Genomic DNA, 13,863 nt, shown 5'->3' with positions numbered 1-13,863 from the left:
GACCGCTCAAGCGGTCTTGGTCAAAGGGGCGATCTGAAAAAAACTTAAGCCCTCCTTGCGGGCGAATTCCTCGAAGGCCTCGGCGATCCCGTTCTCAGTCAGGCCATCGTGGTTGAACAGGTCATGCGACACCACGAAGTGGCCGTGTGTGTCACGCATGAAGGTGCCGTCCGGGTTCTTGCGATAGACCTTGCGGCCAGAGTTATCGACGCTTTCCACCTGCTGGGTGGCAAAGAAAATGTCATAATCCTCGACCTTCGGGCAAAGCGGCCCAGTCTTGGCATCGTCGTTCCATTTCTGGATAAACAAGACACTGGTCTTGGTGCCGGTATGCGGTTTGAAGGTGTTCGGGTGTAGACCCACCACGGCTAGTATGCGCCCGCGCTCCATGATGAATTCACGTAACCGCTTGTCGGACGAGTTATTGAACCGACCCTGCGGCAGGACAACCGCCATCCGCCCACCGGGTTTGAGGAAGTCGAGGTTGCGTTCGACAAACAGGAGGTCACGGGCGACTTTTGTTTCCCGCTTGCCGTTGGCCTTTTCGGCAAGATCATATGGTGCCAGCATATCCGACTGCTTGATATCGCCAGCAAAGGGCGGGTTGGCCATCAGAATGTCAAAGCCAAAGTTTCTGTAGCTCGGGTTATCCGCCGCTTCACCCCTTTCCTTGGTCCGTAGCTTGCGCAACCGCCGCCAGCCATCGCCGTAGGTATCAAGCCAGTCGTTCTGTTTGGCGGTCTCATCCCATTTGGTCCAGTCGAGCGTATTAAGGTGCAAGACGTTGGTTTCACCATCACCCGCGATCAGGTTCAGGCAGCGCGAGACCCGGACACTCTTCTCGTCGAAGTCGATTGCAAACACATTATCACGTACATAGTCGATGCAGCGGTTCGGCTTGGCCTCCATGGTGAAGAGGTGGCTTTCCTCGTGCCCCATGGCACACATGATCTGCCGCCAGACGTGGAACATACTGTGCACGGTAAACCCAGCCGAACCGCAGGCAGTGTCGATCACCGTCTCGCCTTCTTTCGGGTTCATCATTTTGACGCACATGTCGATGACCCAGCGAGGAGTAAAAAACTGGCCCTTCTCGCCCTTCGACGATTTCGAGACCAAGTATTCAAAGGCATCGTCGATCACGTCGAGGTTAGAGTTGAACAGCTTCCATTCTTCCAGCGAGCTGACACAGACTTGCAAGTGATCGGGCGACAGGCGGATGCGTTCATCATCCAGGAACACGCCAGGCCATTTTTTCTTAGCCTCATCAAACAGGTTCTGGATCGCCACCTTAAGTTGAGCCGCCGTGTTATGGTTGCGGAACCGCAGGGCATTGCCCAGCCGGTGTGAGGTCATCTCGTCATAGAGCTTGGTGAAAATCAGCTTGAACACTTCTTCAAAGACATCGACTCCTGCATTAGCCAGAACCTCATCCTCCATGTCCTCGATCAGGTCGCGCAGGGAGCGGGCAAACTTGCCCTCCTTTACCCGCTCTTCCTCAAGGTCGATTAAGGTCTGGATAGTCCAAGGCTGGTCCACGACCTGTTCGATGGTCTGATCTGCTCGGGGCAGTTCGTGGATCGGCATGAAGTAGTTGGGGTTCTTACGGTGCCAGACCTCAGCCAGAATGCCGTCACTCCATACTGCCAGAGGTGCGCCAGTGGCATGGGCATAGGAACGAAGCTGTTCCTTGCCGTCCTTATATTTAGCCTGCTTCACCTCAACGATGATGTATGGGACTGTCGGACGGTCGGCGTCGAATACTACGATGTCAGCCCGTTTCGAGCTATCGCGCCCAAAGGTGATCGGGTATTCGATGCCAATGCGCGACTTTGTATAACCTAGCTTGTCAATCAGACGGGCCAGCCAAAGCTGGCGTGTGCGCTCCTCGGGCTTAAGTTGAACTTCCTTATTGCGGACGAGGCATGTCACATAATGCACCTGCTTGCCCCGGCTATCACGCATAACTACTCGGGCATCAAGCGCTCGAACCTCTTCTTCTGAGAAGAGAACGAACTCGCTGAATTCAATATTTTGTTTATTCATTTAATACTCTAAACTTTAGTTTCTGCCATTAACCTAGCTCCGTCGCGCCCCCCCTAATCTGAAGCGGCGCTAATTATTGAGCGAGATAAAAATCTATATTTTCAGAGACATCACCTGTCACGTTGTCTCATCGGACAGGTGTTAACGGCCTATTCTTAGGCATGACAATGCCAACGAGCTTATAAAGCATGGTACGAGAGACGCGGTAACGTCGCGCAACATCAGTCACTTAAATCTGCTGGTCGCTCAAGAGTGCTTTAATCTCGCACTCCGGCGGTTCGTCCCGCTTCGGCCTGCGGCCACCGGCCCGACCTCGGGCACGCGCTGCGGCCAAACCGGCTTGCGTCCGCTCACGCAGCAAGCTGCGCTCAAATGCGGCCAGCGCTGCTCAAGAGCCATCACGACCTGCACTAGATGAAGCAGGCTGCGCCCGAGACGATCCTAACGTTACACTACCACTAGAGAGTCTACTGCCTGCAGCGCCTTGCGGCACTGTTCAAGTTCCGGCCGCGCTGTATTCTTGCCACTGGCCGATTCTTCGTAGATCACGCCACACTGAGCCAGATAGAGTGCGTCGTGCTGCAGGTCAAAGTGCTGATTATCGGCCATACACGGGCGTATCTTATGCGTTGATTCATAGATGAATCCAGAACATTAAAAAATTGACGCCGATGTTAACATCAGAGGGCGGTTTTCACGACGGCAAAGTGCTCCGTTTTACTCTGTTCAGAATTCCACCACTTCGCTGACCTGCCCCCAGGATTAGATACAACCGTCAGTTAGTAATGTCGGTTTGTTTACCTTCACATTTTCCATTTCGCCACCGTGCTGCAAACTCTGATGGCGTCAGATAATTCAGTGCCGAATGTGGACGACACTCGTTATAATCCTGCCTCCAGTCGTTAATGGTTTTCCTGGCGTGAACGATATCGCTGAACCAGTGTTCGTTCAGACACTCATCGCGAAAGCGTCCGTTAAAACTCTCAATAAATCCGTTCTGCGTTGGCTTACCTGGCTGGATAAGCCGTAGTTCCACACCATGCTCAAAGGCCCATTGATCGAGCGCGCGGCAGGTAAATTCCGGGCCCTGATCGGTTCTTATTGTCGCCGGATAGCCCCGAAACAACGCGATGCTGTCCAGAATACGCGTGACCTGAACGCCTGAAATACCGAAAGCAGCGGTGATCGTCAGACACTCCTTCGTGAAATCATCCACACAGGTCAGGCACTTGATCCTGCGACCGTTGACCAGTGCGTCCATAACGAAATCCATCGACCATGTAAGGTTCGGCGCATCCGGGCGAAGAAGCGGAAACCGTTCGGTCGCCAGCCCTTTACGGCGTCGTCTGCGTTTTACGCTCAGTCCATTAAGGTGGTAAATACGGTATACCCGCTTGTGATTGACGTGAAGGCCCTCCCTACGCAGCAACTGCCAGATACGCCGATAACCAAAACGTCTGCGTTCAAGCGCCAGCTCAGTAATACGCCCTGATAAATGTGCATCAGCAGCCGGACGCTGAGCATCATAACGGCAGGTCGACAGGGACAAACCTGTAAGCCTGCAGGCACGACGTTGCGACAGACCGGTCGCATCACACATCAACATCACGGCTTCCCGCTTCTGGTCTGTCGTCAGTACTTTCGCCCCAGAGCCACCTGAAGCGCCTCCTTATCCAGCATGGCTTCGGCAAGCAGCTTCTTGAGCCTGGCGTTCTCTTCCTCAAGCGACTTCAGGCGCTTAACCTCGGGCACCTCCATACCGCCATACTTCTTACGCCAGGTGTAAAAGGAGGCGTCGGAAATGGCGTGCTTACGGCAGAGCTCACGGGCAGAAACCCCGGCTTCAGCCTCGCGGAGGATACTGATGATCTGTTCGTCGGAAAAACGCTTCTTCATGGGGATGTCCTCATGTGGCTTATGAAGACATTACTAACATCGTGGTGTATTAATCAACGGGGAGCAGGTCAATTCATCAATCATATTCGCCCAATCTTGCAGCATCTCTGATCTCTGCTCACGATACTCGGCCTTATTGTAAACAGCTCGAACTCCCTTTTGTTCATGGGCAAGGCACTTCTCAATCCAGTCAGTATTGTACCCAGCCTCATGTAGTAAGGTGCTGGCTGTACGCCGTAAGTCATGAGGACCGAACTTCGGCAATGACTCCCCTTCTTTCTGTGCCAGACGATATGTAAGTGTCAAAACCCGGTTTAAGGTAGCACTACTCATTGGCGCATCGGAATCGTAACGCGAAGGAAGGATATAATCAGAGCTACCGGCAAAGGTTTTAAGGGCAATCATAATATCTATTGCCTGTCGGGGAAGAAAAACCAAATGTGGATTACGTCGTTTCATCCTTTCCTTTGGTATCGTCCAAACTGCGTCACTAAAATTGATCTCATCCCAGGTCGCGTTAGTAAGCTCACTTTTACGTACCATCGTTAACAGCAAAAGTTTAACCGCTGCTCTGATTGATGGCGTCGTGCCTACCCGTTCAATATATCGATACATCAGACCGATTTCAATTGGCGTCAATGCCCTGTCACGAGGCTCAAATTTCGCTATGCTTGCAGGCCGTACCCGATCAGCTGGATTCTCCACCTTCTGACCGCGCTCAATAGCCCAGCGATAGACTTGCAATACAATCTCTCTGGCGTGTACAGCTGTCGCCGGTGCCCCTCTCTCGACAATGTTATCGGTTAATGCGCGTAAGTCTTCATGTGTAATCTCACTCAGTTTCTGCTGGGCAAATTTTGACTTCAACTCCCTTTGATATACCGAACGCCGCATATCACGCGTCGATTCAGCCATTTGATAACCGCGTAACCATTTCTCAGCCCACGCACCAAAAGTCTCCGCATCCTTGACACGCGCTTTATCTCTGGCTTTTTCCCTAGCAGGCGATCTTCCACCGGCAACCATTTTTTTAGCTTCATTGAGCCTTTCACGCGCTTCTGCAAGCGTGATCCCTCCAACACCATAGCGGCCAAAAGTAACAGTCTCCTGTCTTCCGTTTATTGAATAGTTATAACGAAATGAGATCGTTCCAGCCGGAGTGACCGCAACATACAGCCCATCACGGTCATTAACTTTATAGAGTTTATCCTTCGGCTTAAGGTGACGCAGCCTGGTGTCAGTCAACATGGTTTATTGTTTTCCTATATAAATTAATACCATGTTGCAAAAATCTCAGAAAAGTTATTTAACTATCTGTTTTTAATTAAGTTATAAAAAATAAATACCATAACTCAATCGACATTTATCACATGGTACTTTCTCAAATCTGAATTCGAAACCAGAGAGTACCATCAAAAATTCCATTGAAAAAACCGTGCTTCCCGTTGCTAACAGCTGCCAGAAAGTGCCTGACACAAAAACAAAAAAGCCCGCAGTTACGCGGGCTTAGAGATGTTTTACTGCTTTCACGTGCAGGGTGTTGCCAGACGCGAAATCATTCCCACTCAATCGTCGCCGGTGGCTTACCGGAGATATCGTAAACCACGCGGGAAATACCGTCGATTTCATTGATAATGCGGTTAGAAACGCGGCCCAGGAAGTCGTACGGCAGGTGCGCCCAGTGTGCAGTCATAAAGTCGATGGTCTCGACGGCACGCAGGGAAACCACCCAGTCGTACTTACGGCCATCGCCCATCACACCTACGGAACGTACCGGCAGGAAGACGGTGAAAGCCTGGCTGACCTTGTTGTACAGGTCGGCTTTATGCAGCTCTTCAATGAAGATCGCATCGGCACGACGCAGCAGGTCACAGTACTCTTTCTTCACTTCACCCAGCACGCGCACACCCAGGCCCGGGCCCGGGAACGGGTGACGGAACAGCATGGCGTGCGGCAGGCCCAGCTCCAGGCCGATTTTACGCACTTCGTCTTTGAACAGCTCACGCAGCGGTTCAACCAGGCCCATCTTCATCTCTTTCGGCAGGCCACCGACGTTGTGGTGTGACTTGATGACATGCGCTTTGCCGGTGGCAGAAGCAGCAGACTCAATCACGTCAGGGTAAATGGTGCCCTGCGCCAGCCACTTCACGTCCTGCAGCTTCAGCGCCTGTTCGTCGAACACTTCGACAAACACGCGGCCGATGATTTTACGCTTGGCTTCCGGCTCGTCGGTGCCTGCCAACGCGTCAAGGAAGCGTTTTTCGCCTTCTACATGGATGATATTCAGACCAAAGTGGTCACCAAACATCTCCATCACCTGCTCGGCTTCGTTCAGGCGCAGCAGGCCATTATCAACAAAGACGCAGGTCAGACGGTCGCCAATGGCACGGTGCAGCAGCATCGCCGTCACCGAGGAGTCCACGCCGCCGGACAGGCCCAGAATGACTTTATCGTTGCCGACCTGCACACGCAGTCGTTCAACGGCATCTTCAATGATTTTCGCCGGGGTCCACAGGGCTTCACACTGGCAGATATCCAGCACGAAACGCTCCAGCAGACGCAGACCCTGACGGGTATGGGTCACTTCCGGGTGGAACTGTACGCCGTAGAAGCGCTTCTCTTCGTTGGCCATAATGGCAAACGGGCAAGAGTCGGTGCTGGCGACGGTCACGAAGTCCGACGGGATCGCCGTGACTTTGTCGCCGTGGCTCATCCAGACGTCCAGCAGCGGCTTGCCGGCCGGGCTGATCGCATCTTCGATGTCCCGGATCAGCGCGCTGTTGGTCTGTACTTCAACCTGGGCATAACCAAATTCACGTTCGCTGGAACCTTCCACCTTGCCACCCAGCTGCATTGCCATCGTCTGCATGCCATAGCACACGCCCAGTACCGGGACGCCTGCGTTAAACACGTAGTCCGGCGCACGCGGGCTGTCGTGCTCGGTGGTGCTTTCCGGGCCACCGGAAAGGATAATGCCGTTCGGGTTAAAACCACGAATCTGCTCTTCGGTGACGTCCCACGCCCACAGTTCACAGTAGACACCCAGTTCACGCACGCGGCGGGCAACCAGCTGCGTATACTGCGAACCGAAATCGAGGATCAGGATGCGATGTTTATGAATATTTTCCGTCGTCATTGGGCTATTCCAGGCGATGTAGTACAAAAATTTCGGGGATTATACCCTAAGGGCATATTAAAACGCCCGGCTGTTGAGCCGGGCGTGGGGTTATCAGGAACCCATACGGTAGTTCGGAGACTCTTTGGTAATGGTCACGTCGTGAACGTGGCTTTCCTGGATCCCGGCACCGCTGATGCGCACAAATTCCGCTTTGGTGCGCAACTCGTCGATGGTAGCACAACCGGTCAGACCCATACAGGAGCGCAGGCCACCCATCTGCTGGTGAACGATGGCTTTCAGGTAGCCTTTGTACGCCACGCGGCCTTCAATACCTTCCGGCACCAGTTTGTCCGCGGCATTATCGGTCTGGAAGTAACGGTCTGAAGAGCCTTTGGACATCGCGCCCAGCGAGCCCATCCCGCGATAAGACTTGAACGAACGGCCCTGGTAGAGTTCGATTTCACCCGGAGACTCATCGGTTCCCGCCAGCATTGAGCCCACCATCACGGCGGCCGCACCGGCGGCGATCGCTTTGGCGATGTCACCGGAGAAACGGATACCGCCGTCAGCGATAACCGGAATACCGGTGCCTTCCAGCGCTTCAACCGCATCAGAAACTGCGGTGATCTGCGGCACGCCCACGCCGGTCACGATGCGGGTCGTACAGATGGAGCCCGGGCCGATACCCACTTTCACCGCGCTCACGCCCGCTTCCACCAGCGCCAGTGCGCCCGCGCCGGTTGCCACGTTACCACCGAGGATTTGCAGGTCAGGATATTTCGCACGGGTTTCACGGATGCGCTGCAGCACGCCTTCGGAATGGCCGTGAGAGGAGTCGATCAGCAGCACGTCAACGCCGGCGGCGACCAGCGCATCCACGCGCTCTTCGTTACCGGCACCCGCGCCCACGGCAGCACCGACGCGCAGGCGTCCGTGCTCATCTTTACAGGCGTTAGGTTTACGTTCGGCTTTCTGGAAGTCTTTTACGGTGATCATGCCCAGCAGGTGGAAGCTGTCATCCACCACCAGCGCTTTTTCGACGCGCTTTTCGTGCATGCGGTGCAGCACCACTTCGCGCGCTTCACCCTCTTTCACCGTCACCAGACGCTCTTTCGGCGTCATCACGGCTGAAACCGGCAGGCTCAGGTCGGTGACGAAGCGCACGTCACGGCCGGTGATGATACCCACCAGCTCGTTTTCGCCGTTCACTACCGGATAACCGGCAAAACCATTACGTTCGGTGAGCGCTTTAACTTCGCTCAGGGCCGTGGTCGGTAACACCGTCTGCGGATCGGTCACCACGCCGCTTTCGTGTTTCTTCACCTTGCGAACTTCTTCCGCCTGGCGCTCAATGGACATATTTTTATGAATAAAGCCCAGGCCACCTTCCTGTGCCAGTGCAATGGCCAGACCCGCTTCGGTCACGGTATCCATAGCAGCGGACAACATCGGAATGTTTAAACGGATGGTTTTGGTAAGCTGGGTACTGAGGTCGGCCGTATTTGGCAGGACAGTCGAGTGGGCAGGAACGAGCAGAACGTCGTCAAATGTCAGGGCTTCTTTAGTGATTCTTAGCATGGCAATATCTCAACCTCAGGGTGAATGAGAACTTGTAAAATATTGCCGCGGCATTATACAGGGCGTAATCGATTGCCTCCAGCATTATTTTAAGAAAAATGCTTGATCCCCTGCGTGGGCCATGTAGTATCGGTTAATTAACCCTCTGATTTAAAGTTTGATCTTCATCACATGTCGCTACCGCCAACCGCCAATATTTTTACCGTCAGCCGTCTCAATACGACAGTGCGCAAGCTGCTGGAGATGGAAATGGGCCAGGTCTGGCTGAGCGCGGAGATCTCGAATTTCTCCCAGCCTTCTTCCGGCCACTGGTACTTCACCCTGAAGGATGATGGTGCCCAGGTACGCTGCGCGATGTTTCGTAACAGCAACCGCCGCGTGACCTTCCGCCCGCAGAATGGCCAGCAGGTTCTGGTGCGTGCCACCATCACCCTGTATGAGCCGCGCGGCGACTATCAGCTGATTGCCGAAAGTATGCAGCCCGCCGGAGAGGGGCTGCTACAGCAGCAGTTCGAACAGCTGAAGCAGCGTCTGATGTCAGAAGGTCTGTTTGAGCAAGGCCATAAACAGCCTCTGCCGGACCCGGCACATCAGGTTGGCGTTATCACCTCGGCCAGCGGTGCCGCGCTACACGACGTGCTACGCGTCCTGCAGCGACGCGACCCGTCCCTGCCGGTGGTGATCTACCCGACGTCCGTACAGGGCGCAGACGCGCCCTCAGGCATCGTACGGGCCATTGAGCTGGCAAACGCGCGCAATGAATGCGACGTGCTGATTGTCGGACGCGGCGGCGGATCGCTGGAAGATCTGTGGAGCTTTAACGACGAGCGCGTGGCGCGGGCAATTTATGCCAGCCGCATCCCCATCGTCAGCGCCGTCGGCCATGAAACCGATGTGACTATCGCGGATTTCGTCGCCGACCTGCGCGCCCCGACTCCTTCTGCGGCGGCAGAGCTGGTCAGCCGTAACCAGACAGAGCTGCTGCGTCAGCTTCTGTCCCAGCAGCAGCGGCTGGAAATGGCGATGGACTACTATCTTGCGCAGAAGCAGCGCACCTTTTCCCGCCTCCAGCATCGTCTGCAGCAGCAGCACCCGCAGCTGCGTCTGGCACGGCAGCAGACCGCGCTGCTGACGCTACAGCGCCGGCTGGATGATGCCATGCAGCTGAAACTGCGCCAGGTGACGCGCCAGCAGGAGCACGTGGACCTGCGCCTTCGCGCCATTCGCCCGGAAATGCGCATTCAGCGCGCCGGGCAGCAGCTACAGCAGTGGCAGTATCGCCTGCAGCAGGCCATGCAGCAGCAGCTCAACAGCAATAAACAGCGCTTTGGCAATCTTGCCGCGCAGCTTGAGGGCGTCAGCCCGCTGGCAACGCTGGCACGCGGTTTCAGCGTGACGACGGCCGCCGACGGTCAGGTGGTGAAAAAGACCCAACAGCTGCACCCCGGCGATACGCTGAAAACACGCCTGGATGACGGCTGGGTGGAAAGCGAAGTCACGGCCATCACCCCGGTGAAAAAACCGCGCAAACGCCGCTCCCCTGAATGACGGTTGAGACTGCCTGATAAGTCCGGGTCGTTACCCGGCAATCATCTGTCTGATATCGGCTAAAACCTGCTGTTGATCCATTGGCTGCCGCTCGTTGATGCCCATATCAAAAGCTTCCAGACTGGCATGAAGCTTCTGCAGTAAGGTTTCATCATCCCGCACAGCAATAATATAGGCATTTTCTGACGGCAGAAGGTCAACCAGTCTGATCGCGTGTGGCTTAAGATAAAAATTAATATGTTCAAGCCAGGGCAGCAAATAGACGATTTCAGCAGGATCAATGCTGGCGGTTGACCAGTCAATATCCCCGATAGCGGAGAAAATAAAATTTGCCGGGTCTTCCGCTATCGACAAATCAGACAGCGTTTTCAGCTCGGGTATAGCGCCGTTATATTCATTCCATTCTTCATAAACCATCAGGTTCTGTGCACTAAGCTGTTGATAAAGCCAGTCTAAGACCGTTAACGGCTCACTGTTTTCCGGGGTATTGCTCTGTAAGGGCGCGATATCCAGTTGCGGAATACTCTGCTTCAGGACAGCGATCAGATTCTGTATCTTTTCCATTAACGTTTCCTGTTATTAATTATGCGTTACGTTGAACGCGCCGCCACGATAACGCCACCCGCACTTCCGTTCTTTCGCCAGCGAACGGGCTGAAAGGATATTAACAAATAAAAAAAGCCCCTTCATTACTGAAGGGGCTTTGACTGTCAGGCCAGCGAGGGATCGCCAGGCTTTATTTGTCCAGGGCGTAAGCGATCACATAATCACCGCGATCCGGCGACTGGCGTGCGCCACCGGCAGAAATGATGATGTACTGCTTACCGGTTTTCGGTGATTTATAGCTCATCGGACCGCCCTGGCTGCCGACCGGCAGTCGGGCTTTCCACACTTCTTTACCGGTTGAGGTATCGAAAGCGCGCAGGTAGTAATCCTGAGTCCCGGCGATAAACACCAGACCGCCCTGTGTGGCCAGCGTCCCGCCCAGCGTCGGCATACCGACCGGCATTGGCGCATGCATTTTGATCCCTAATGGGCCCGTATCCTGCACGGTACCCACCGGAACCTGCCACACGACCTTCTGCGTTTTCAGATCGATAGCCGACAGCGTACCAAACGGTGGTTTCTGGCAGGGAATGCCCATTGGCGACATAAAGCGGTTTTTGTTCACCGCATACGGCGTACCTTTCAGTGGAACCGCACCCATACCGGCGTTGACCGCCTCCCCACCATCGCTGGCTTTCGCATCAGCCTGCACCGGTACCATCTGTACCCACAGGCCCAGGCGCATGTCGTTGGCGAAAATATAGTGGTTGTTCGGATCGGTCGACAGGCTGCCCCAGTTCATGCCACCCAGCGATCCCGGGAAGCTCAGAGACAGGTCAGTACCGGGTACGGTGTACAGGCCATCGTAACGCATGGATTTAAAGCCAATACGGCAGGCCAGCTGATCGAACGGCGTCGCTCCCCACATATCAGATTCTTTCAGCGTTTCCGCACCAATCTGCGGCATGCCCACTGATTTTGGCTGGGTCGGGGTGTACTGCTCGTTAGGAATGTTGCCCGCTTTCACTGGCACTTCTTTCACTTCAGTCAGCGGCTGACCGGTCAGGCGATCCAGTACAAAAATCTGCCCTGCTTTCGTACCGAATACGATAGCGGGTCTGGTGCTGCCATCTTTCTGCGGGAAGTCGATCAGGCTTGGCTGCATCGGAATGTCAAAGTCCCACAGATCGTTATGCACGGTCTGATAAACCCACTTCTCTTTACCGGTGGTTGCGTCCAGCGCCAGAATGGAGGCCCCGTATTTGTGATCCAGCGCGTTGCGGTTGGCGCCCCACAGGTCAACAGAGGAACTGCCCATAGGCAGGAACACGGTGTTCATCCCGGCGTCGTAAGACATGGGGGCCCAGGAGTTTGGCGTACTGCGAGCGTAGGTTTTACCCGCTTCCAGTGGCGCATTCGGATCTTCATTGCCCGGGTCAAACGCCCAGCGCATTTCACCGGTGATAACGTCAAAGCCGCGCAGTACGCCGCCAGGCATATCAGTCTGCACGTTGTCGGCCACACGGCCCCCCACGACCACGGTGGTACCGGCCAGCATCGGGGCTGAGGTTAGCTGATACTTCGGATCGCTGGCGTCGCCCAGACCGGCTTTCAGGTCAACCACCCCTTTGTCACCAAAGTTCTCACACATTTCACCGTTTTCGGCATTGATCGCCACCAGACGTGCGTCAATGGTATTCATCAGAATACGGCGCTGACAGGTATCACCTGCGGCCAGCGTTACCGGTTTAACCGGGGTGGATCCTGGTGCCGTCGGCTGTTCAAGCGGTTTACTGGCATCAAAGTAGGCCAGGCCACGGCAGCGATTCCATACCTGAGACTGGGCGTTGATCTCGGTTTTCCAGATCTGCTTGCCGGTATCGGCATCCAGCGCAATCACGTTGTTATGGGGGGTACAGAGGAATACGCGGTCACCGACCTGCAGCGGAGTTTGCTGATCTTCCGCGCCGCTGCCGGTCGGACTTTCCGGAATATCACCGGTGCGATAAGTCCAGACTGGCTTCAGGTCTTTTACGTTATCACGGGTGATCTGATCCAGCGCCACAAAGCGGCTGCCGCCGGCGGTATTGCCATAGTTATCCCAGTTCTTCTGTTCGCTGGACTTATCCACCGGTACCAGCGGCAGCTCCTGACCGTTGGCGACGGTCGGGTGCGGCTGGAACATGCCGTACAGCGTGGCCAGCAGGCCGACGACGGTCATAGCGCTCAATGCGTAAGCGCCTTTCGCTCCCGCAGGTTTGCCTTCATGCTTACGCAGGGATGGCCAAGTCACTAACGTCAGCAGCAGTATTCCTGCCAGGAACATCAGGCGGGAGACCAGCGGCCAGAAGTCGATCCCGGCATCCAGCACGGCCCAGATTGCCGATCCCACAAACACCAGGCCATATATCACCACGGCGGAAGCCCGGCGTCGGAAGAACTGGATAGCAGAAAGCACGGTAACGATACCGGCGATCGCGAAATACCAGCTGCCGCCCAGGGAAACCAACTTTCCTCCCCCGATGACAAAGTAAAGGCCCGTTGCCAGTAAAATTAAACCCAGCAGGAAACACCACAGGCCCAGCCATTTTGATGACCCGGCGTTGATTTGAGGCATAGCAGAAATACTCCTGGAGAAGACAAGGTTTATTAGGATGACCTTATCTTTATTAACATGTTACACGGATAGCATCCGGTCCTGCATTGACTGCGGAGTCTCTGAAGTCACGGCTGGCGTGGCAGAGCACCGGAAGCAAGCGGCAGGATTGTACCATCAGGTTCGTAATTTGCTAAACACAAAATTAACAACCGGCTCATTACCCGCCTTGTCAGACCGGGGGCCGCACAAAAAGATTAACGTGATAAAAAGAAAGGATTAGCCCTGTTCTGGTGCCACAGGCAGCCACAGCAGACGCTTTTTAGAAATTAATCCATGACCCTGCTGGCAAAAGTAGTCGATCGCGCCACAGGCTTTGAGCACGTGCAGCGGATGCTGGCAGTCGGGGCAGCAGGCGGTGAAAGGGTGCTGGCATTCGGGGCAGACGCTGCCATCGTTGGTGGCGTTCAGGTGCTGGCAGCGCGGGCAAGGTCTGTTCATTCAGTCTCTCCTTTGTCTTTGCGGTTAAGCATAA

11 protein-coding genes are annotated in these 13,863 nt (G+C 54.9%); 1 reads left to right on the top strand and 10 read right to left on the bottom strand.

Going from position 1 to position 13,863, the window contains the following annotated elements; genetic code table 11:
- Window positions 1-6: 6 nt before the first annotated feature.
- The 7 genes from K6L24_RS05420 to guaB all read right to left on the bottom strand — a co-directional run bounded on the left by K6L24_RS05420 (window position 7) and on the right by guaB (window position 8,638).
- The gene (locus K6L24_RS05420) at window positions 7-2,046 is read right to left on the bottom strand and encodes a type I restriction-modification system subunit M (protein WP_222682028.1); all 2,040 of its coding nucleotides are present in this window, start codon (window positions 2,044-2,046) and stop codon (window positions 7-9) included.
- A 229-nt stretch (window positions 2,047-2,275) separates the two neighbouring features.
- A complete protein-coding gene (locus tag K6L24_RS22415) occupies window positions 2,276-2,407 on the bottom strand; it encodes a hypothetical protein (protein WP_342393965.1) in 132 nt (43 codons plus the stop codon).
- An 86-nt stretch (window positions 2,408-2,493) separates the two neighbouring features.
- A complete protein-coding gene (locus K6L24_RS22275; protein WP_245006715.1) occupies window positions 2,494-2,655 on the bottom strand; it encodes a recombinase family protein in 162 nt (53 codons plus the stop codon).
- Window positions 2,656-2,821: 166 nt separating this feature from the next.
- Window positions 2,822-3,942 (bottom strand): IS3-like element ISRaq1 family transposase gene (locus tag K6L24_RS05410; protein ID WP_222682027.1). Its coding sequence is split into 2 segments (ribosomal slippage): window positions 2,822-3,684 and window positions 3,684-3,942, totalling 1,122 coding nucleotides; the frame shifts between segments, so codons are not numbered across the junction.
- A 33-nt stretch (window positions 3,943-3,975) separates the two neighbouring features.
- Window positions 3,976-5,190: a tyrosine-type recombinase/integrase gene (locus K6L24_RS05405; protein ID WP_222682026.1), complete on the bottom strand. Its 1,215-nt coding sequence runs from the start codon at window positions 5,188-5,190 to the stop codon at window positions 3,976-3,978.
- A 307-nt stretch (window positions 5,191-5,497) separates the two neighbouring features.
- Entirely contained in the window at window positions 5,498-7,078 is a 1,581-nt protein-coding gene (gene guaA, locus K6L24_RS05400; protein WP_062744699.1) for a glutamine-hydrolyzing GMP synthase, read from the bottom strand.
- Between the two features lie 93 nt (window positions 7,079-7,171).
- Complete coding sequence (guaB, locus tag K6L24_RS05395; protein ID WP_062744697.1) at window positions 7,172-8,638, bottom strand: IMP dehydrogenase; 1,467 nt, start codon at window positions 8,636-8,638, stop codon at window positions 7,172-7,174.
- 171 nt (window positions 8,639-8,809) lie between these two features.
- On the opposite strand from guaB, the gene xseA reads away from it, so the two are divergent.
- On the top strand, window positions 8,810-10,186 hold the full coding sequence (xseA, locus tag K6L24_RS05390) for an exodeoxyribonuclease VII large subunit (protein ID WP_222682025.1): 1,377 nt from the start codon (window positions 8,810-8,812) through the stop codon (window positions 10,184-10,186).
- A gap of 30 nt (window positions 10,187-10,216) precedes the next feature.
- Here xseA and K6L24_RS05385 read toward each other — a convergent pair whose 3' ends face one another.
- From K6L24_RS05385 to K6L24_RS05375, 3 genes are all read right to left on the bottom strand, one after another.
- A complete protein-coding gene (locus K6L24_RS05385; protein WP_222682024.1) occupies window positions 10,217-10,750 on the bottom strand; it encodes a hypothetical protein in 534 nt (177 codons plus the stop codon).
- 172 nt (window positions 10,751-10,922) lie between these two features.
- Window positions 10,923-13,349 carry a glucose/quinate/shikimate family membrane-bound PQQ-dependent dehydrogenase gene (locus K6L24_RS05380; protein ID WP_222682023.1) on the bottom strand — a complete coding sequence of 809 codons (2,427 nt, stop codon included), beginning with the start codon at window positions 13,347-13,349 and terminating at the stop codon, window positions 10,923-10,925.
- A 258-nt stretch (window positions 13,350-13,607) separates the two neighbouring features.
- Entirely contained in the window at window positions 13,608-13,829 is a 222-nt protein-coding gene (locus K6L24_RS05375; RefSeq protein ID WP_062744689.1) for a zinc ribbon domain-containing protein, read from the bottom strand.
- Between the last annotated feature and the right edge of the window lie 34 nt (window positions 13,830-13,863).

This window comes from Erwinia persicina, assembly GCF_019844095.1.
Lineage (GTDB): Bacteria > Pseudomonadota > Gammaproteobacteria > Enterobacterales > Enterobacteriaceae > Erwinia > Erwinia persicina.
Note: the sequence above shows the minus strand (reverse complement) of the source record. Positions and strands in the feature narration are given on the sequence as shown.

Coding starts and splice junctions, on each gene's coding strand:
- K6L24_RS05420 (WP_222682028.1), bottom strand. CDS start 2,046: ATGAATAAACAAAATATTGAATTCAGCGAGTTCGTTCTCTTCTCAGAA.
- K6L24_RS22275 (WP_245006715.1), bottom strand. CDS start 2,655: ATGGCCGATAATCAGCACTTTGACCTGCAGCACGACGCACTCTATCTG.
- K6L24_RS05405 (WP_222682026.1), bottom strand. CDS start 5,190: ATGTTGACTGACACCAGGCTGCGTCACCTTAAGCCGAAGGATAAACTC.
- guaA (WP_062744699.1), bottom strand. CDS start 7,078: ATGACGACGGAAAATATTCATAAACATCGCATCCTGATCCTCGATTTC.
- guaB (WP_062744697.1), bottom strand. CDS start 8,638: ATGCTAAGAATCACTAAAGAAGCCCTGACATTTGACGACGTTCTGCTC.
- xseA (WP_222682025.1), top strand. CDS start 8,810: ATGTCGCTACCGCCAACCGCCAATATTTTTACCGTCAGCCGTCTCAAT.
- K6L24_RS05385 (WP_222682024.1), bottom strand. CDS start 10,750: ATGGAAAAGATACAGAATCTGATCGCTGTCCTGAAGCAGAGTATTCCG.
- K6L24_RS05380 (WP_222682023.1), bottom strand. CDS start 13,349: ATGCCTCAAATCAACGCCGGGTCATCAAAATGGCTGGGCCTGTGGTGT.
- K6L24_RS05375 (WP_062744689.1), bottom strand. CDS start 13,829: ATGAACAGACCTTGCCCGCGCTGCCAGCACCTGAACGCCACCAACGAT.